Origin of the sequence: Streptomyces sp. NPDC051561, assembly GCF_044454195.1 — a bacterium.
Taxonomy (GTDB): domain Bacteria; phylum Actinomycetota; class Actinomycetes; order Streptomycetales; family Streptomycetaceae; genus Streptomyces.
Genome location: NZ_JBITDM010000001.1, coordinates 232,055 through 249,483, shown reverse-complemented (window position 1 = coordinate 249,483; position 17,429 = coordinate 232,055). Strand labels below are relative to the sequence as shown.

General features: G+C 71.2%; 17 protein-coding genes. 3 read left to right on the top strand and 14 right to left on the bottom strand.

Annotated elements, in window-relative coordinates; genetic code table 11:
- Positions 1-17: 17 nt before the first annotated feature.
- The 4 genes from ACIA73_RS01070 to ACIA73_RS01055 form a co-directional block, all read right to left on the bottom strand.
- The gene (locus ACIA73_RS01070; RefSeq protein ID WP_399436105.1) at positions 18-824 is read right to left on the bottom strand and encodes a GPP34 family phosphoprotein; all 807 of its coding nucleotides are present in this window, start codon (positions 822-824) and stop codon (positions 18-20) included.
- A gap of 112 nt (positions 825-936) precedes the next feature.
- On the bottom strand, positions 937-2,229 hold the full coding sequence (locus ACIA73_RS01065) for an NAD(P)/FAD-dependent oxidoreductase (RefSeq protein WP_399436103.1): 1,293 nt from the start codon (positions 2,227-2,229) through the stop codon (positions 937-939).
- A 321-nt stretch (positions 2,230-2,550) separates the two neighbouring features.
- Positions 2,551-2,892: a peptidase inhibitor family I36 protein gene (locus ACIA73_RS01060; protein ID WP_399436102.1), complete on the bottom strand. Its 342-nt coding sequence runs from the start codon at positions 2,890-2,892 to the stop codon at positions 2,551-2,553.
- A gap of 157 nt (positions 2,893-3,049) precedes the next feature.
- The gene (locus ACIA73_RS01055; RefSeq protein WP_399436101.1) at positions 3,050-3,604 is read right to left on the bottom strand and encodes a winged helix-turn-helix transcriptional regulator; all 555 of its coding nucleotides are present in this window, start codon (positions 3,602-3,604) and stop codon (positions 3,050-3,052) included.
- Positions 3,605-3,697: 93 nt separating this feature from the next.
- On the opposite strand from ACIA73_RS01055, the gene ACIA73_RS01050 reads away from it, so the two are divergent.
- Positions 3,698-4,450, top strand: a complete 753-nt coding sequence (locus ACIA73_RS01050) for a class I SAM-dependent methyltransferase (RefSeq protein WP_399436100.1) — start codon at positions 3,698-3,700, stop codon at positions 4,448-4,450.
- A 55-nt stretch (positions 4,451-4,505) separates the two neighbouring features.
- Here the strand turns inward: ACIA73_RS01050 and ACIA73_RS01045 are convergent, their stop codons facing one another.
- The 9 genes from ACIA73_RS01045 to ACIA73_RS01005 form a co-directional block, all read right to left on the bottom strand.
- Positions 4,506-5,222, bottom strand: a complete 717-nt coding sequence (locus ACIA73_RS01045; protein WP_399436099.1) for a 2-phosphosulfolactate phosphatase — start codon at positions 5,220-5,222, stop codon at positions 4,506-4,508.
- Between the two features lie 153 nt (positions 5,223-5,375).
- Positions 5,376-6,509, bottom strand: coding sequence for an LLM class flavin-dependent oxidoreductase (locus tag ACIA73_RS01040; RefSeq protein ID WP_399436098.1), 1,134 nt, complete (start codon positions 6,507-6,509; stop codon positions 5,376-5,378).
- Positions 6,510-6,576: 67 nt separating this feature from the next.
- The gene (locus tag ACIA73_RS01035) at positions 6,577-7,977 is read right to left on the bottom strand and encodes an NtaA/DmoA family FMN-dependent monooxygenase (RefSeq protein WP_399436097.1); all 1,401 of its coding nucleotides are present in this window, start codon (positions 7,975-7,977) and stop codon (positions 6,577-6,579) included.
- Positions 7,978-7,995: 18 nt separating this feature from the next.
- The gene (locus tag ACIA73_RS01030) at positions 7,996-9,225 is read right to left on the bottom strand and encodes an LLM class flavin-dependent oxidoreductase (protein WP_399436096.1); all 1,230 of its coding nucleotides are present in this window, start codon (positions 9,223-9,225) and stop codon (positions 7,996-7,998) included.
- A 74-nt stretch (positions 9,226-9,299) separates the two neighbouring features.
- Positions 9,300-10,049, bottom strand: a complete 750-nt coding sequence (locus ACIA73_RS01025; RefSeq protein ID WP_399436095.1) for a GNAT family N-acetyltransferase — start codon at positions 10,047-10,049, stop codon at positions 9,300-9,302.
- Between the two features lie 124 nt (positions 10,050-10,173).
- A complete protein-coding gene (locus ACIA73_RS01020; protein WP_399436094.1) occupies positions 10,174-11,214 on the bottom strand; it encodes an ABC transporter substrate-binding protein in 1,041 nt (346 codons plus the stop codon).
- 70 nt (positions 11,215-11,284) lie between these two features.
- The gene (locus ACIA73_RS01015; protein ID WP_399436734.1) at positions 11,285-12,094 is read right to left on the bottom strand and encodes an amino acid ABC transporter ATP-binding protein; all 810 of its coding nucleotides are present in this window, start codon (positions 12,092-12,094) and stop codon (positions 11,285-11,287) included.
- A gap of 8 nt (positions 12,095-12,102) precedes the next feature.
- Entirely contained in the window at positions 12,103-13,116 is a 1,014-nt protein-coding gene (locus ACIA73_RS01010) for an amino acid ABC transporter permease (RefSeq protein ID WP_399436093.1), read from the bottom strand.
- 474 nt (positions 13,117-13,590) lie between these two features.
- Positions 13,591-14,757, bottom strand: a complete 1,167-nt coding sequence (locus ACIA73_RS01005) for a nuclear transport factor 2 family protein (protein ID WP_399436092.1) — start codon at positions 14,755-14,757, stop codon at positions 13,591-13,593.
- Between the two features lie 95 nt (positions 14,758-14,852).
- Here ACIA73_RS01005 and ACIA73_RS01000 point away from each other — a divergent pair, with 95 nt between their 5' ends.
- A complete protein-coding gene (locus ACIA73_RS01000; RefSeq protein WP_399436091.1) occupies positions 14,853-15,806 on the top strand; it encodes a LysR family transcriptional regulator in 954 nt (317 codons plus the stop codon).
- Positions 15,807-15,990: 184 nt separating this feature from the next.
- On the top strand, positions 15,991-16,407 hold the full coding sequence (locus ACIA73_RS00995) for a PPOX class F420-dependent oxidoreductase (protein ID WP_399436733.1): 417 nt from the start codon (positions 15,991-15,993) through the stop codon (positions 16,405-16,407).
- Here the strand turns inward: ACIA73_RS00995 and ACIA73_RS00990 are convergent.
- Complete coding sequence (locus ACIA73_RS00990) at positions 16,404-17,156, bottom strand: carbon-nitrogen hydrolase family protein (protein WP_399436090.1); 753 nt, start codon at positions 17,154-17,156, stop codon at positions 16,404-16,406. The two genes, ACIA73_RS00995 and ACIA73_RS00990, sit on opposite strands and share 4 nt — an antisense overlap.
- Positions 17,157-17,429: the final 273 nt, after the last annotated feature.

Sequence of the window (17,429 nt, the reverse complement as noted above, 5' to 3'; positions counted from 1 at the left end):
GACACCGTCCGAGGCTGTCAGTCGTTGCCCCCGCCGCTGCTCCCGCCCCCGCCACCACCGTCGTCCGATGAGCCGCCCACGCCCGACACCAGGTCGGCCCCCTGGCCGCCGTGGTCGCCTTCGGCGATGTCGCGGTACAGCTTGACGAGCTGCTTCCCGAGCTTTCCCCCGGGCAGGTAGATGTGGACGGTCGGCACGTCCGCGCCTGCTGCGGCGGACGACGCGGCGTCCTGCGCGGGAACTCCGAGGGCGGTGCCGGTCGCGACCGTACGGGCGGCCAGGCGACGGCGCGCCGAGGCGCCCCGTACACCGGGGTACACGGCGGACGCGACGTCCGCCACCTGGACGAGCACCGCCAGGGCGTGGTCGTACGGTGCGGCGGGTGCCTCGGGGCCGGAGCGCACCACGGCATCGAGCCGGTCCAGCACGGTGCGGCGGCGCCTCACGTCGACGGAGAGGATGTCGTGCCGCGTGTGTCCGACCGCGTCGCGCCAGCGCCGGGCCTTCACCGCCTTCTGGTCCTGCAACCGGGAGAGGTACGCGGTGGTGAGGGAGGGCGGGGTCGCCCGCACCCAGTCGTGGAGCGTCGGAGTCGGGACGGTCCGCACCAGTTCACTCAGTACGTTGTTGAGACGGCGGTCCTCGACGGGTCCGGAGTCGAGGATCTCGATCGTGCGGCTGCCGAAGTCGATCCGGCCGGCCAGAGCAAGTTCGGCCAGCTCCGCGGTGCGCAGGGCGATGCGCAACCGGTCGTCGGACCGTATCCGTGGATGCCGTTTGCCGGTCCCCACCGCGAGCAGAAGCAGTTCGTCCCCCATGGTCATGCGGGTCACCATAGGCGCGCCGCAGCTGCGGACGGGAGGCTTCCGCGCGGGCTTCCCGAACGGGCGGGTGGACAGGCGGGCGGGCGCGCGGACGGCTCCCTGGTGGACCCGCTCACGGTTTCGCGCGCGACAGTCGCCCCGAGGCCCCGATCGTCCTCCGGTTCCTGCGGTGCCTCAGGTTGATGGCCGAGGCCCTGGCCAGGACCACCGGGTTCACAAAGCGCAGCGGCCCGATCAGCCGGGAGGCGAATCGGTGCGTGTGCCGTGCCATCCGGGCATCGCGAGCCGCAGCCGAGAAGATCAGCTGTTCCATGGGGTTGAACCGACGGGACTTGGCGAAGTCGACGGCCATCGCCTGGTGACCGCGCAGTTGCCGCCGGTGTCTGCGCGCGTACACCAGCAGCGACTTGTCGACATCCCCGCGTGCCCGCACCGCCGGAGCGACCGCCTGCGCCAGCCATTTCGCGGACTCCAGGGCCCACCCGCATCCCACGCCCCACAGCGGGTCGCCGGTCAGTGCCGCGTCGCCGATCAGCGCGAGGCCCGGCGCGGTCGCCTCGCGGGTGACCAGGGGGTAGTTGACCGAGCCTGTGAACTGTGTGATGCGCTCGGCCGACTCGATGGGCGGTGCCTCGGGAAGCCGCCGGACGAAGTCGAGGAAACTTCCCTCCAGGTCCTCCCGGAAGTCCGGCAGGCGCTTCTTGTCGGGGAGTACGGCCATCACCGTCACCCCGTCGTCGTTCACGAAGGCGTACGCCATGTCCGGTTCGAGGAACCAGGTGTGGCTGATCCCGCGGGGCAGCGGGAGATCGCGGTAGTGCGCGAGGTAGCCGAACCGCCCGTTCTCGTACGTCGTCGCCGCCACCCCCGCGAACTTCGCCACCGCCGAGTCCTTGCCATCGGCACCGACCACCAGCCGGGCCCGGATCTCCCGCTCACCTTCCGGCGTCCACGCGCGCACCCCCGCGATGCGCCCGCCCTCCTTGACCAGCCCCGTTACCTGGTGCCCCAGCAGCAGTTCCACTCCCGGGGTGTCCGCCGCCCGCCTCCTGATCAGCGGATCGAGCACGCTGCGCCGGATGTTGTACCCGTACGGCAGCACGGGTCCCCCCGGCGCCGCCTTCGGTTCGATCCACCCCCAACGGGTGTGCCAGCGTGCCGCGTTGCGCACCGCGCCGGCCTTTTCGAGAGCGGTCACCAGGCCGAGTTCGTGCAGCACCGGATAGGCGTGTGCCTGTAAGGAGTGGGTGCACAGCGCCTTGTACGCCTCGGGATCCGACCTGCGCTCCAGCAGTGCGACGCGGACACCGCGCCGGGCGAGCAGGATCGCCGCGGCGCAGCCGGCGAGGCTGGCCCCGCCGATGACGACGTCGTACTGGTCCCCGGCGCTCTCGGGCTTGGTCATGCGCTGGTCACCCCCTTCAGGGTGTGGTGCGGTGTGCGGGAGCGGTGCGTTACCACTCCTGTCAGGGGCATGTTCGGCTATCGCGGGGATGCTGTCACTGTGCCGGGTATCTCCCTGCCCACAACCACCTGTTGACGAACCGTCAGCACCGAAAATGGGGTATGCCACACTTCGCCCCGCCCCAACTGCCCCACCCGGGCCGTCCGGTCGGACCCTGCCCAGCCCGGAACGCACAACGGCCGGCGCCGCACCCCGGGAGGTGCGGAACCGGCCGCGACGGCAGGCGCCGAAAGGTCAGCGACTCAGCAGGTCAAGGCCGGGTCACGGCCCCATCACCGCGATCGACTTGATCTTCGACGTCGGCTTGGTCTGGGCCCAGTTCTTGGGCTTGATGTCGACGTACTGGCCGTAGCACGACACGTCGCTGTAGACCCGGATCGTCCGCTTGGTCTGGTTGGAAACGGTCTTGCCGCTCCACGGGTTGCAGCCGGGCGAGGGGTTCACACGGCTGGTCGCCTTCGTGCCGCCGAAGTTGTTTCCCGTCCAGGTGCACACCGAACCGGCCCGGCACACGGACGAGGCCGATGCGGATCCGGCACTGACGGTCAGCGGCAGCGTCGCGAGGAGCGCGGCCCCGCCGAGCGCGAAGAGTTTCGTCCTCAAGGGTGGTACTCCCAATTCATGTGGATCATGTTCACCAACGAGCATCACGGCACCCGGTGAGCAGGGTCAATGCCCCTCCGGACAACCTCCACCGCCCGGGCACCCACCCCACCATCCGTGGAGACGGCCCACCGGCGGCGACACGCACCACGACGGATCACGAAGGAGCGGAACCGGAAGAATCCGATTCCGCACCCGGTTCCGCACCTGACTCCGCGCGCGCCGCGATCAACGGCCCCAGCAAACGCGTGCCCGGCCCCACCCGCCCCCCGGGCCCCGGCAGCTGCGTCGTGCCGGCCACCGTGAGCGGCTCCCGGCAGGCGTCGCAGGCGACGACCGGGGTGGCGAGGTGCCCGCAGGTGTCGTGGCGGACCCGGGCGGGCGGCCCCGCAGGCTCGGCGTACCACTTGTCGCCCCAGGCCATCAGGGCCAGGAGTACGGGGTAGAGCTCGCGGCCCTTCTCCGTGGCGACGTACTCCTCGCGCGGCGGTCTGGTCCGGTACTGCTCGCGGGTCAGGACGCCCTCCTCGACCAGGCGTGCCAGTCGGGCGGCCAGGACCTTGCGGGACAGGCCGAGGTCCTGGGCCAGTTCGTCGAAGCGGCGGATGCCGACCAGGACGTCGCGCATGATCAGTGCGGTCCAGGCGTCGCCGAACAGGTCGGTGGCGCGGGCGATCGAGCAGGCGACGTCGGAGAGCGGGGTACGGGTCACCGGCACAGCGTATCGATGAAGGGTTCCCTCAGGGAACTGGCCGATGCTAGGTTTACTCAGGGAACCTGACCGGTACGTCGAGGGAGTCCCGCCATGACCGCCGCCCCGCGCATCGCACTCGACACGGCCGGCCCCGCCGCCGTCGACGGCCGCCAGATCCGGGCCCTGACCTTCCAGTCCGTACGGCTGGAGTACCTGCGTCCCGTGCTCCAGGACCTGAAACCGGCCGGCCGCGCGCTCGTCCTCGGCAGCGGGCGCGGACTGCTGGCGCGCGCACTCACCCGGCTCGGGCTCGCGGTCGTCGCCGCGGACCCCTCGCCCGCCGCGACCGCCCTGGCCCGGGACGCGGACGACGGCCTCGGCATCACCTACCTGACGACGCCTCCCGAGCAACTCGCCCTGCCCGACGCCTCTTTCGACCTGGTGTACTGCGCCGACACCCTGGAAATCACCGGCCGCCCGGACGCGGTGCTCAGCGAGGCGGCGCGCGTGCTGCGTCCCGGCGGCGCCTTCGTCTACGACACGGTGAACCGCACCCCGGTCTCCCGGCTGATCTACCTGGGCGCCTTCCAGGTCTTCCCCGGCACCCGGATCATGCCCCGCGGCCGCTACGCCGCCCCACGTTTGCGCCGCCCGGCGGACCTGGCCAGGGCCCTCGACCGGGCGGGGCTGTCCCCGCAGGACGTCTCGTCCTTCAAGCCGCGCAGCGTACGCAGCCTGGTCAGCGCGACCCGAGGCCGCAGGCGCGGCACCCTCACCGACGAGCAACTGCCGGAGCTGGTCGGCATGGTGCTCGAACCGGAGGGCAGCCCGGTGGTGACGTATCTGGGATACGCGGTCCGCTAATCCCTTGGACCGAAACCGCCCTCAGACCGAAGCCGCCCTCAGACCGGAGCCGCCCTCAGACCGAAGCACCCTCGGACGGCGACGGCCCGGCCGACGAGGGCCCGGTGTACCGGCGGAGCACCATGAGCGAGTCCTCCAAGGCCGCCACCATGGCGAAGGGGAACCGGTCGAGTTCGAGGCAGAGCGCGATGTCGTCGGGGTGGACCCCCTTGCGTACCCCCTCCGCCAGTTCGGCGGCGGCGCGTGACTCGCCCGCGCGGCGAAGGAAATCGGTCGCATCGGCCCCGGTACCTGTAGCCCTCCGGGCGATGTACTGGGCACACGCCAGATCCTCGTCGGCGCGTCCGTCCTCGCCGGTGACCACGAACGTGACGTCCGGGCACGCGCGTGCGCGCAGCACCCGAGCCGTGGCCCCGGCCACCACGAAGCCCGCGCACAGCACCAGCGACGCCTCCTTGACCGCGAGGGCGCCGACCGTCCCCGCCGTGGTCTTCTGCACCACGGTCCGTCCGCCCAGGTCCATGGACCGCAGCATCCCCGGTGAGTTCACGGTGTCGAAGCCGGGCGCGGGCGGGCCGTCCTTGAGTGCCACCCAGTCCGGGTGGCGGGTCTTGAGTGCCAGCGCCTCGTCCAGCGACTCGGCGAGAACGATCCTCTCCGCCCCCTGGCCGAAGGCCCAGGCCGCCACCGTGAAAGCGCGCATCACATCGACCACGACCGCGACGGAGGGGACTTCGGCCAACTCGGGGATGCCGAGGAAACGAGAGTTCATCCGGTCATGATCACGCACGCCCGAGCCGGCAGCCCCGGACGGTGACGCGCCTCACAACACCGACGCGCCCACCGCGTACCCGCACGAGCGTCACCCGCACCCGCCCCGCACCTGCAAGAGGGCCACCCGCACCCGCCCCGTATCCCCACGCCCTCACCCGCGCCCGCCCCACTCCTTCGCCAGCAGCTCGTACGACCGCACCCGCTCCGCGTGCCCGTGGGTGATCGTGGTGATCAGCAACTCGTCGGCTCCGGTGGCCTCCTGGAGCCGGGACAGCTGGTCGGCCACCCGGCCTGGGGAGCCGACGAACTGGGTGTCGACCCTGTCCCGCACCAGCGCGCGGTCCGCGTCCGACCAGGCGTGCGCCCGTGCCTCGTCCGGGGTGGGGAACTCGATCGCCCCCTCGGCATTGCGGATGCTGCGCACCCACAGGCCGTAGCCGGTGGCGAGTTCGCGGGCCTCCTCGTCGGTCTCGGCGACGACTACGTCCGCGGACACGATGACATGCGGTTTTTCGAGTACGTCGGAGGGCTGGAACGCCGCCCGGTAGCCCTCCGCCGCCTCCAGTACCGAGCCGGGACTGACGTGGTAGTTCGCTGCGAAACGCAGCCCGTTGCGCCCGGCGACTTCCGCGCTCAGGCCGCCGCTGCTGCCCAGGATCCACAGTTCCAGGTCGGCGCCCTCACCCGGCACGGCGCGTGCCGCGATGCCGTCCGCGCTGCGGTAGGTACCGGCGAGGAGGGCCAGGATGTCGTCGACCTGCTCGCCGTAGTCCTGGGATTCGGCGTGCGGCTGCTGGAGGAGGGTGCGCTGGAGGGCGACGCGGGGCGAGCCGAGGAGGTGCTCGAAGGTGAAGCGGGGCGGGATGTGCAGGCCGCCCGGGGTGAACCCGTCGACCACCGGGGTCGCCGACGGCACCGGCGCGGCAGGAGTGCTGCCGGGCGGGCGCCCCCCGGAACGGCCGAGCCCCAGGTCGATGCGCCCGGGGTGCAGCGCGTCGATCAGCCCGAACTCCTCGACCGTGGACAGGGCGGTGCGGTGGCCGAGTTGTACGGCGCCGGACCCGAGCCGGATGGTGGAGGTCGCGGAGGCCGTCAGGGCGAGCACCACGGCGGGCGAGGTTCCGGCCACCCCCGGGTTGAGGTGGTGCTCGGCGAACCAGTAGCGGGCGTATCCGAAGCGTTCGGCCTGCTGGGCAAGATCGATGGAGCGGTGCAGCGCCTCGCTGGCCGTGGATCCGGACGAGATCGGTATCAGGTCCAGGACGGAGAGGGGGATGTCGGACATGGGGCAGGTCTCCTCGGTGCGGTTCAGGAGTATGCGTTTAGGAGTGTGCGTTTCAGGAGTGCGCGTTTCAGGAGTGGGCGGATACCGGCAACTGGCCCTCTGCATAAGCCTGTTGCTCCCTCACGTCGGGGTGGGAGAGCCCGAGGTGATCGCGCAGTGTGGTGCCCTCGTACTCGGTGCGGTGCACGCCGCGCTCCTGGAGCAGCGGGACGACGGTGTCGGCGAAGACGTCCAGGCCGCCCGGGGTGAGGTGCGGGACCAGGATGAAGCCGTCGGAGGCGTCCGCCTGGACGAGTGCGTTGATCTTCTCGGCGACCGTGCCGGGGGAGCCGACGAAGGACTGGCGGTTGCCGGTCTCGATGACCAGGTCCCGGATCGACCAGTTGTTGGCGGCCGCGCGCTCCCGCCACTCCCGGGCGACGGCGAGCGGGTCGCGGTACATCCGGACCTGGGCGCGGCCCCGGGCCACGGTGTGTTCGCCCAGGTCGGGGTCGATGTCGGGGAGCGGCCCATCCGGGTCGTAGCCGGAGAGGTCGCGGTTCCAGACGAACTCCAGATGCTTGAGGGCGGTGGCGCCGCTGACCTGGCGGCGGCGTACCTCCCGGGCCAGCTCCTGGGCCTCCGCGTCCGTGTCGCCGAGGACGAAGGTCGCGGCGGGCAGGATCAGCAGCTCGTCGGGGGTACGCCGGTAACGGCCGAGCCGCCCCTTGACGTCGGCGTAGAACGCCCGGCCCTCGTCCAGGGTCGCGTACCGGCTGAAGATCGCGTCCGCCTGCGCGGCCGCGAACTCCCGGCCCTCCTCCGAGTCACCCGCCTGGAAGATCACCGGTCGGCCCTGCGGGCTGCGCGGAACGTTGAACTGCCCGTGGACGTCGAAGTGCTGCCCCCGGTGCTCGAAGCTTCCCGCCTTCGCGTCCCGCAGGAAGACACCCGCCTCCGGGTCAGCGGCGATCTCGTCGCCGCGCCAGGAGTCGAACAGCTCGTTCGCCGTGGCCAGGAACTCCTTGGCCCGCGAATAGCGCTCCTCCTGCGGCAGGAAGCCGCCCCGGCGGAAGTTCTCCCCGGTGAAGGCGTCCCAGGAGGTGACCACGTTCCAGGCGGCGCGCCCGTCGGAGAGGTGGTCGAGGCTGGCGAACTGGCGGGCCACCTCATAGGGCTCGTTGAAGGTGGAGTTGATGGTGCCGGTCAGGCCGAGACGGTCGGTGACGGCGGCGAGCGCGCTCAGGACGGTGAAGGTGTCGGGGCGCCCGACGACGTCCAAGTCGTAGATCTGGCCCCCCTGTTCACGCAGCCGCAGCCCCTCGGCGAGAAACAGGAAGTCGAACTTGGCGCGCTCCGCCGTGCGGGCGAAGTGCGCGAAGGAACCGAAGTCGATATGGCTGCCGGCCTCGGGATCGCTCCACACGGTGGTGTTGTTGACGCCGGGGAAGTGCGCCGCGAGGTGGACTTGCTTGAGTGGCTTGCTCATGGTCGGGGTCCTTCCGGCTCAGCGGGTGGGGGAGGCGGCGGTGGCCGCGTAACGACTTGCGGGCCGGGGGAGCCCGAGCAGAGCGCGCAAGGTGTCGGCCTCGTACGCCTTCCGGAAGACGCCCCGGCGCTGGAGTTCCGGCACCAGCCGCCGGGTGAGGGCGGGCAGGTCATGGCCGAGGACGGCGGGCCGCAGCCGGAATCCGGTCAGCCCGGCGGTGCTCAACTTCTCCAGCAGGCTGGCCAGTTGTGCCGGGGTTCCGGCGAAGACCGGGGCGTCGCTCGTGTACGGGGTGCCCGCGAGCGCGTCCAGCCGCTCCCGCCGGGCCTGCGCCGCGCCCGGCTCGTCGTCCAGGAAGACCACCAGGTCGCCGAAGATGTGCAGGGTCTCCTTCGCCCGGCCCGCCACCGCCTGTTCCTCGCGGATCTCCGCGACGGCGGCACGGGCGCGGTCCTGGTCGCCCACCGTGACGTAACCGATGTCGGCGGCCCGCCCCACCAGCCGGTTCGCGAGACTCCCGTGGGTCAGGGCGCTGACGATCGGCTGCCCCTGCGGCGGCCGGGGCGTGATCGAAGGCCCCTTCACACTGAAGCGCTCGCCCGAGAAGTCGACGTAGTGCAGCTTCTCGCGGTCGATGAACCGCCCCGTGGCGACGTCGCGGATCTCCGCGTCGTCCTCCCAGCTGTCCCAGAGCCTGCGCACCGCTTCGACGTAGTCGGCGGCCTCGTCCAGCAGCTCGTGGGCGAGCTCCTGCCCGGCGGGCGAGTCGAAGCCCTCGTCGCCGAGGGCCGGGAAGGTACGGCGGCCGAAGTGCGCGGCCACGCCCGGCCGTGCGCTGACCTGCACCCGCAGCCCCGCGCGGCCGGAGCTCACATAGTCGAGGGTGGCGATCGCCTTGGAGAGGTGGAACGGTTCGGTGTGGGTGGCGACCACCGTCGGCACGATGCCGATGTGCCGGGTCAGCGGCGCGATCCTGGCGGCGATGAGTACGGCGTCCAGCCGCCCGCGCACCTGGTCGACCCGGTCATCGGGTCCGGCGTCGTACGGGTGGGTGGGCGCGGACTGGAGCCCGAGACCGTCCTCGATGGTCACGAAGTCGAGCAGACCGCGCTCGGCCTCGGCGACCAGATCGGCCCAGTAGGCGGCGGTGAACAGTTCGCCGGGGCGGGAGACCGGCTCGCGCCAGGCGGCCGGGTGCCAGCCGGCGCCGTCCAGGGCGACGGCGAGATGCAGGTGCGAAGGGGACACGGGGGGCCTTCCTGAGGAGGTCCTGAGGGGCACGACGTACCGCCCACCAGGAGTCGGGGCAGGGGAGTGCTGCGTCAGGCGAGGCCGGGAGCCCGCACCAGGAGGAACCGGCTGTGGCGGCGCAGGGTGAATCCGATCGACTCGTACAGCCGGATCGCCGAGGTGTTGTGCGCACCCGTGTGGAGGAAGGGGGTCTCCCCGCGCTCGCGGATGCCCGCCGCCACCGCGCGCACCAAGCGGGTGGCCAGTCCGCGCCCCCGGTGGTCGGGGTGGGTGCAGACGGCGCTGATCTCGGTCCAGCCCGGTGGGTGCAGCCGCTCACCGGCCAGTGCGATCAGGCGGCCGCGGCCGCCGTTCTCCCGGATGCCGAGGTAGGTGCCGAGTTCGACGGTGCGCGGGCGGAAGGGGCCCGGCTGGGTGAGCCCGACCAGTTCGAGCACCTCCGGCACATCGGCGGGCCCGATCCGTACCGCCTCCGGGGCGGGTTCCGCACGCAGCGCGGTGTCGGTGAACTGGACGCCTTCCCCGCTCTCGACGATCTCCCACCCCTCGGGCACCTCGCGGACCCCGGTGACCGCCGTGGTGTCACCGGGACCGATCAGCCGGGCCAGATCGGCCCAGGCGCGGGGGTCCGACGGGTCTTCGAGTGCGGTGAACGGGGAGATGTCGGCCGGATAGCGGGCCGCCCGGCCGATGCGCTCGGCGAAGTGCGCGTGCGGGCCGGTCAGCGCGGCCCAGGCGGCGTTGTCGAGGAGGTGCGGCGCGGCGGGGGTGCGGGCCGGGGGTGGGGCGGGGGCGGGGGTGGGCGGAACGGTGAGGGCCATGGTGGGGCTCTGTCTCCGTAGCGGGAGTGGCGGGAGTAGCGAAGATGGCGGAGGTGGCGGAGGTGGCGGGAGTAGCCGTGGTTTCGCGAGTGCGTGTGGTGCGGGAACCGGCGGAGTGGGGACCTCAGGAGTTGTCGAGCGGCAGGCCCGGCGGGTTGATCTGCGAGCTGGGTACGGCCTCGTTGGAGAGGTTCCAGGCCGCGAGCCACTTGGCGTAACTCCCGCTCTTGATAAGGTGGTTGATTGCTGCGGCGACCGGTTCGGCGAGTCCGCTGTCCTTCTTCGAGGTGGCCGCGATCAGGCCCTGGAGCGAGGTGCCCGCGCCGGAGAAGGTGCCCGCGTTGCGCGTAGGCCTGGGTGACTTGGCGGTCTGGGCGACGTGGTAGGCGACGGCGGGGTTGGGGCCCAGATAGATGTCGATCTTGCCGCTGGAGAGGGCCAGCGCGGTGGCGTTGTAGTCCTGGAAGTACTTGACGGTGAGGGGCTTGCCCTCCTTCGCCAGCTTCGCCTTCCACTCCAGGAGAATCCGCTCCTGGTTGGTGCCCGCGCCGACGGCGATGGTGCGGCCTGCCAGGTTCCGGTAGTCGCCGCCGAACTCCCAGGTGCTCTTCTTCGCCGTCTCGAAGGCCAGATTGTCCTGCCGGTAGGAGCCGAACTCGTACTTCTTCTTGCGCTCCTCGGTCACCGTGACGTTGGAGAACAGCACATCGGTCCGGCCGCTGTCGAGGCTGACGAACATGTTCTCCCAGGTGGAGTTCTTCACCTCGGGCTTCAGGCCGAGGACCGCGGCGACCAGCCGGCCGAGATCGGGTTCCGCGCCGGTGAGGGTCTTCTGGTCCCCGCCGACGTACGAAAGGGGCGCGGCCCCGGCGGGCAGTGCGCCCACGCCGATCACCAGCGTGCCGCGCTCGGCGACCCTCTTGGGCAACCGGTCACTGAGGGCCTTCACCTCGGACACCTTGAGCGGGGTCTCCTTGGCGGCGCCGTTGGAGACCGCCCCGACGACGACCGTGCCGTCGGGGGCGCTGCCGGTCGCGGCGCTGCTGTCACCGCCGCACGCGGCGAGCGAGGAGGTGAGGGTGACGGCGGCGGCGAGCGCGAGGAGGCGACGACGGCTGCGGGTGCCGCGGTGACCGCGAGGGCTCTGCTGGCTGAGGGTGCGCATGGCTGTCCTTGTCAGATGTGGTGACACAGAGGGAGAGAGGTGGCGCGGGGCGATGCGGCGGGCCGTGCGGTCAGAGCACCTTGCTGAGGAAGTCCCGGGTGCGGGGATGCTCCGGGCGGTCCAGCACCTGTGCGGGCGGCCCCTGTTCGACGATCCGGCCCTCGTCCAGGAAGACCACCCGGTCGGCCACCTCACGGGCGAAGCCGATCTCGTGGGTGACGATGACGAGGGTGGTACCGCTGCGGGCCAGGTCCTTGATGACCGCGAGGACTTCACCGACCAGCTCGGGGTCGAGCGCGGACGTCGGCTCGTCGAAAAGAATCACGCCCGGCCGCAGTGCGAGGGCGCGGGCGATGGCCACCCGTTGCTGCTGACCGCCCGACAACTGCCGCGGATACGCTCCAGCGCGGTCACCGAGACCCACCGTGGCCAGCAACTCCCTTGCGAGCAGCCGTGCCTGAGGCTTTGTCAGCTTGCCCGTGGCCACCGGTGCGGCAGCCACGTTGTCCAGCACGGTCAGATGCGGGAAGAGGTGGAAGTCCTGGAAGACGAACCCGATCCGGCTGCGCTGGGCGAGGATCGCCCGCTCGCCCAGCTCCTTCAGACGCTCACCGTGCCGACGCACACCGATCGGCTCGCCGTTCAGGCTGACATGACCGGCCTCCGGCTTCTCCAGATGGTTGATCACCCGCAGCAGAGTGGACTTGCCCGACCCCGAAGGACCGACGATGACGGTGACCTCACCGGGACGTACGGTCAACTCGACGTCATCCAGGATGCGCTGGACCCCGTACCACTTCGACACCCCGTGCACCTGGACGGCGGCCGGGCGTACCTCCAAGCTCTCCGTACGGGGCTCCGCGCCGGTCCGGGTACCCATGAGACTCATCACGCGATCTCCTTCCGGGCCCGGGCCCGCAACTCGCCCAGACCGGTGCGCAGCTTCTGAAGCGGGGTCGGCGGCAGGGTGCGCAGCGCGCCCCGCGAGTAGCGCCGCTCGACGTAGAACTGGATGACGGAGACGACGCTGGTGAGGATCAGGTACCAGGCGGTGGCGACCAGCAGCAGCGGCACGATGTCGCCGGGGTAGGTGCTGCCCATGCTCTGCGCCGCCCCGAAGAGATCGAGCAGCGAGACGTAGAAGACCAGCGAGGTCGCCTTGACCAGCCCGATCAGCTGGTTGACGTAGTTCGGCACGATCGAACGCAGCGCCTGCGGCAGCACGATCCGCACGAACTGGTACCGCTTCGGCAGCCCGAGCGCGGCGGACGCCTCGTGCTGCCCCTGGTCCACCGAGAGGATCCCGCCGCGCACCACCTCGGAGGCGTACGCCGCCTCGTTGAGGCTCAGGCCGACGACGGCGACGGCCATGTCGGTGGCGAGCCGGCTCTCGTCGAAGGTGAAGAAGGCCGGGCCGAACGGGATGCCGAGGCTCAACGTCGCGTACAGCGCACTGAAGTTGTAGAGGAACAACAGCACGACGATCAACGGCACCGACCGGAACAGCCAGATGTACACCCAGCTCACCGTCCGCAGCACCGGACTCGGCGAGAGCCGCGCCAACGCCAGCAGGACGCCGCCCAGAAGTCCCAACAGGGCGCTGTACAAAGCCACTTGGAGCGTGACCAGCAGCCCTTCCAGAATGGTCGGGCGCAGGAACCAGTACCCGAACCGGTCCCACTGGTAGAAGGGGTTCGTCACCAGGCCGTGCACGATCTGGGCGACCAGTACGAGCACCACCGCCGTGACGATCCAACGGCCGGGATGCCGCAGCGGCAGGACCCGCTGTGCGGGCCGGGGTCTCGACGCTTCGGCGGTCGGGTCCGTGGGTGGCGCGGTCTGGGGTTCGGGTACGTCGGCGAGGGACACCGTGGCGCCCGGGGACTCACGGGAAGACGGCATGCAGGGCTCCAGCGGGGAAGCGGGTGAAGGGCTGGGCGAGGAAGGCGCGCGCACCGGCAGTGGAGCTTCAGGCCCGACGGTGATGCGTCAAGCCCGGCGGTGGCGCGTCAAGCAGCCCTACACATCGCGCTGTTGACCCGCAGCAGGTCGACGACACGGTCCGCGCACAGCGGAACGCAGCCGTGGGACCGCCAGACGGTCATCCCCTCAGCTGCGTACATCGCGTCCACCGTCACCATTCCGCCCCCGAGGGGCCTCACACCTGCGAGCCGGGGTTTCGCGTCAACGCCCCCGGCCTGTCCTCGCTGCAAGGTAGCCAGCCCCGGAAAGCCGAGTCAACGACATCTCCCCTCACGACAAACAGCCGTAACGCGCCTTCATACGGGCGTTACGAGACGCCGTACCGGTGATCCGACGTACGTGTTGTCAGACGTACCTGTTGCCAGACGTACCCGTCATCAGACGTACCCGTCATCAGACGTGCCGGTGATAGGCCTTGTTGGCGATGTGCCACCGGTCGTCGACACGCGTCAGCAGGAAGACGTCGGTGAAGGTGTCCGTGCCGTGCCGGAGTGTCATGGTGGCGGTCGCGACGGTGCCGTGGACGTCGATGGCGTCGATACGGCGGGAACGGGACGGTTCGTCTGAGGCGGGCCGCCCGTGGAAGAGGGCGCAGTACTGGTCCAGGGGCCACGAGACGAAGGCGCCGTCCCGGATCCCCTCGATGTGGGCGGAGGGCAGGAACGCGTCACGGAAGTGGGCGGGGTCGCCGGTGGCATGGCCCCGGAGATAGGCGTGGAGTGGTGCGAGCACGGCGGCCGGGACGGCGGGGGTGGTGGCGGCAACGGCGATGTCGGCCCCGGGGTCGGCGGGGGAGTCGGCCAGCTGGGCCGCACTGCGCAGGGGGACGCTCGACGTGGCGGCCAGCAGGGCCATGTCCTTGGCCAAGGCGCCGATGGTGAACTCGGCGTCGCCCGACGGTGGTTGACCGTCGAGGAAGCGCCGCTTGCGGGCCACGAGGGTGCCGAGCTGGCCGAGTTCCAGGATGTCCAGCACCTGGGCGCGGGGCAGGCCGAGGGCGTCGGCCTGCCAAAGTGTGTCGCGCAGGGCGAGGACGGCTCCGGAGAGGCCGTTGTCGGCGATCAGCTTGAGCGAGGCAGCGGTGCGGGCGCCGTCGACAGGCCGTACCGTACCCAGCGCCTCCAGAACCGGCCGCACCCGATCGAGCACGTCCTGGTCGGCGGCGGCGAGGACCTGCAAGGCGCCCGCGGTCACCGCGGGCACGGATCCGAGTACTGGCGCGTGCACATAGGAAGAGCCGAACTCCGCTGCCAGCTCCTCCGCTTCGCGGGGGCTGACGGTGCTGGTGTTCACCAGGACCGTGCCCGCGCGCAGCGCGCCACGGACCTCGTCGAGTACCTGCCGGCAAGCGGCCCCGTCGAACAGGGACAGAAGGACGACATCGGCCTTCGCCACGGCGGTGCCGGCATCCCCGGCCACCTCCACGGCGGTGGATCCCCGCCCGGACCGGGTCCAGCCGACGACGTCCCAGCCCCGGCCGGCCAGTCGGGCGGCCAGCGCGTCGCCCATGCGCCCCAGGCCGAGGACGGCGAGTGTGTGCGAGAGATCTGCTGCGGTCATGCGCACCACGATGGTGCGCCCGGACAGCTGCGACAAGCGCATATTTCGCAGGCCACCCCTGCGAGTCACGCATATCTGCCGGTCATACTGACGTCGTGGAACTGACCGTGTGGCAGACCTTCGTCACCGTGTGCCGTCTCGGCTCGCTGTCGGCGGCGGCCGCCGAACCCCACCACACCCAATCGGCGGTCTCCCGGCAGATCGCCGGGCTGGAGCGGGAGCTCGGCGTGCCGCTGATGGAGCGTCACGCGCGAGGGGTGCGTCCGACACCCGCGGGCGAGGCGTTCCGGCACCACGCGCTGGTGACGCTCCACGAGGCCGACCGGGCGGTACGCGCCGCTCGGGACGTACACGACGGGGCGTTCAGCCGCCCGCTGTCCGTCGGAGCCACGCCCTCGCTGGCCGCGGGGATCGTCCCCGAGGCGATCCGGGGCCTGCTGGAAGAGGACGACGACCTCCGCTGGAACCTGCTCCCGGACCTCAGCGCCCCGCTGCACCAGCGCGTGACCACCGGCGAACTGGATGTCGCCGTCGTCACCGACGCACCTCCCGGGCTGCCCCACGACCCAAGGGTCGAGCAGCACTTCCTCGGCCTGGACGACATGGTCGTCGTCCTGCCCCTCGGCCACCCGCTGGCCGGGGACGACCCGGTGCACATCCGCGCCCTGGCCGATCAGACCTGGGCCGAGGACAACGACGGCTCCGCCGCACTCCTGCGCCGGCACGCCGCCCGAGCCGGCGTCGCCGTCCGTGTCGACCTCCCCGCCGCCGATCTGCACGGCAAGCTGGCGCTGGTGGCCACCGGCCACGCCATCGCGCTGATCCCCCGCATCCTGACGCGCGCCCTGCGGGCCGACGTCACCACGGTGTCCCTGGTCGACCCTCCGACCCGCGGCATCCACGCCCTCACCCCGCGCCGGGACCCCCATCCCCGGGCGGCCGCCCTCCTCGACCGGCTCGCCGCCGTCCTCGTGGCCGGGGCCACACCGTCGTCGCCGTCCTCCACGACCTCGACCGGGCCTGCCGCCACGCCACCCACCTCGTCGTGATGCGCCCCGGCGGCACCATCGCCGCCGAGGCCCACCCGCCACCGTCATCTCCGCCGAACCGGTCGAGGAAGTCTCCGGCCTCCCCCTGCCGCATCATCGAGGACCCGGAAAGCGGCACGCCGCTGATGATCCCCACCGCCCCCGAAAACCACCGGTGGTCTGGCACGATTCCCGCATGCGCAAGATGACGAAGGACGAGTGGCAGGCCTTCCTGTCCGAGGGCACCCGGACCGCCAAGCTTTCCACGGTGCGTGCGGACGGCAGCCCGCACGTGGCGCCGGTGTGGTTCCTGCTGGACGGGGACGACCTCGTGTTCAACACGGGGGCGGACACCGTCAAGGGGCGCAACCTCGCGCGCGACGGCAGGGTCTCCCTCTGTGTGGACGACGAACGGCCGCCGTTCGGCTTCGTGGTCCTGACCGGTGTGGCCCACCTGGAGGACGATCTGCCGCGGGTACGGGACTGGGCGACACGCATCGCGGCCCGCTACATGGGCGCTGACCAGGCCGAACGCTACGGCGCACGCAACGGAGTTCCCGGCGAGCTACTGGTCCGCGTCAAGGTCGCCAAGGCCCTCGCCGTGACCGACGTGGCCGACTAGCCCGCCGCCGGCCGGCCGGTCGCCGACCAGTCGACCGCCGGCTGTCCGACCTCGGCGGTGACCACCATGGGCGTGTCAGCATCGGCCTCCGCGAGCAGGGCTCCGCCCGGGGCCCACACCGCGGAGCGGCCGCAGCCGGTCCACGGGCCGGCCGGACCGACATGGTTGGCCACGACGACATGCAGGCCGAAGTCCGCGGCGATGCCCGGATACACCGTCGCCAGCTCCTTTACGCCGCCGCCCGTGCCGTACAGCGAGCTGGCCAGGTGCACTTCACATCCCTCGGCGGCGCCACGGGAGACCAGTTCGGTGAAGTGGTTGTCGAAGCAGGTGGCCAGCGCGAAACGAAGCCCTCCGAGCTCGAATCGCCCGTCGCGCCGCCCTGCCGCGAATACCTCCTTCTCGTGCTCGAACAGATGCTGCTTGCGATACGTGGTGATCAGTTCGCCGTCGGCCCCGAAGACCAGCGTCTCGATGGCGGGCCGCTGTTCGTCGGCGGCCACCGCGCAGTTGACGACGCAGGCGACACCACTCGCCCGGATCGGGTCCAGCCGCACATCGTCGGCCCGCACCCAGAGATCACGCCGGGCGATCACGGCTTCGAGCTCGTAGCCGGTCACCGCGAGCTCGGGAAACACCACCAACTCGGCGCCCTGCGTACGTGCTTCGGCTATCAGTGCGGCCATCTGCTCCACGTTCGCGGACACGTCGGCGGGGACACAGGTGAACTGGGCGGTTGCGATCTTCATGAAACTCAGGATGCCAGGCCGCCGGACCGGCACCCGACAGGTCGCGCCGAGCGCCACGCCCCGGTGGCCGGTGACGCGGTCCCAGGCACATTGCCCCCGTTTTTGTCACTCAGGTCACTGGATATCGCGGCCCGTTGCGGTCAGGGTGGTCGCTCCTCCTCGTGCTCGTGCGGAAGGCGGCCCGGCAGTGGGAAGAAGACGACAGCTCCGGCGTGGCCGTCGCTCCGGGGGTTTCCGGGGTGCGGCCGGGCGGCCGGGAAGCTTTCGATACGT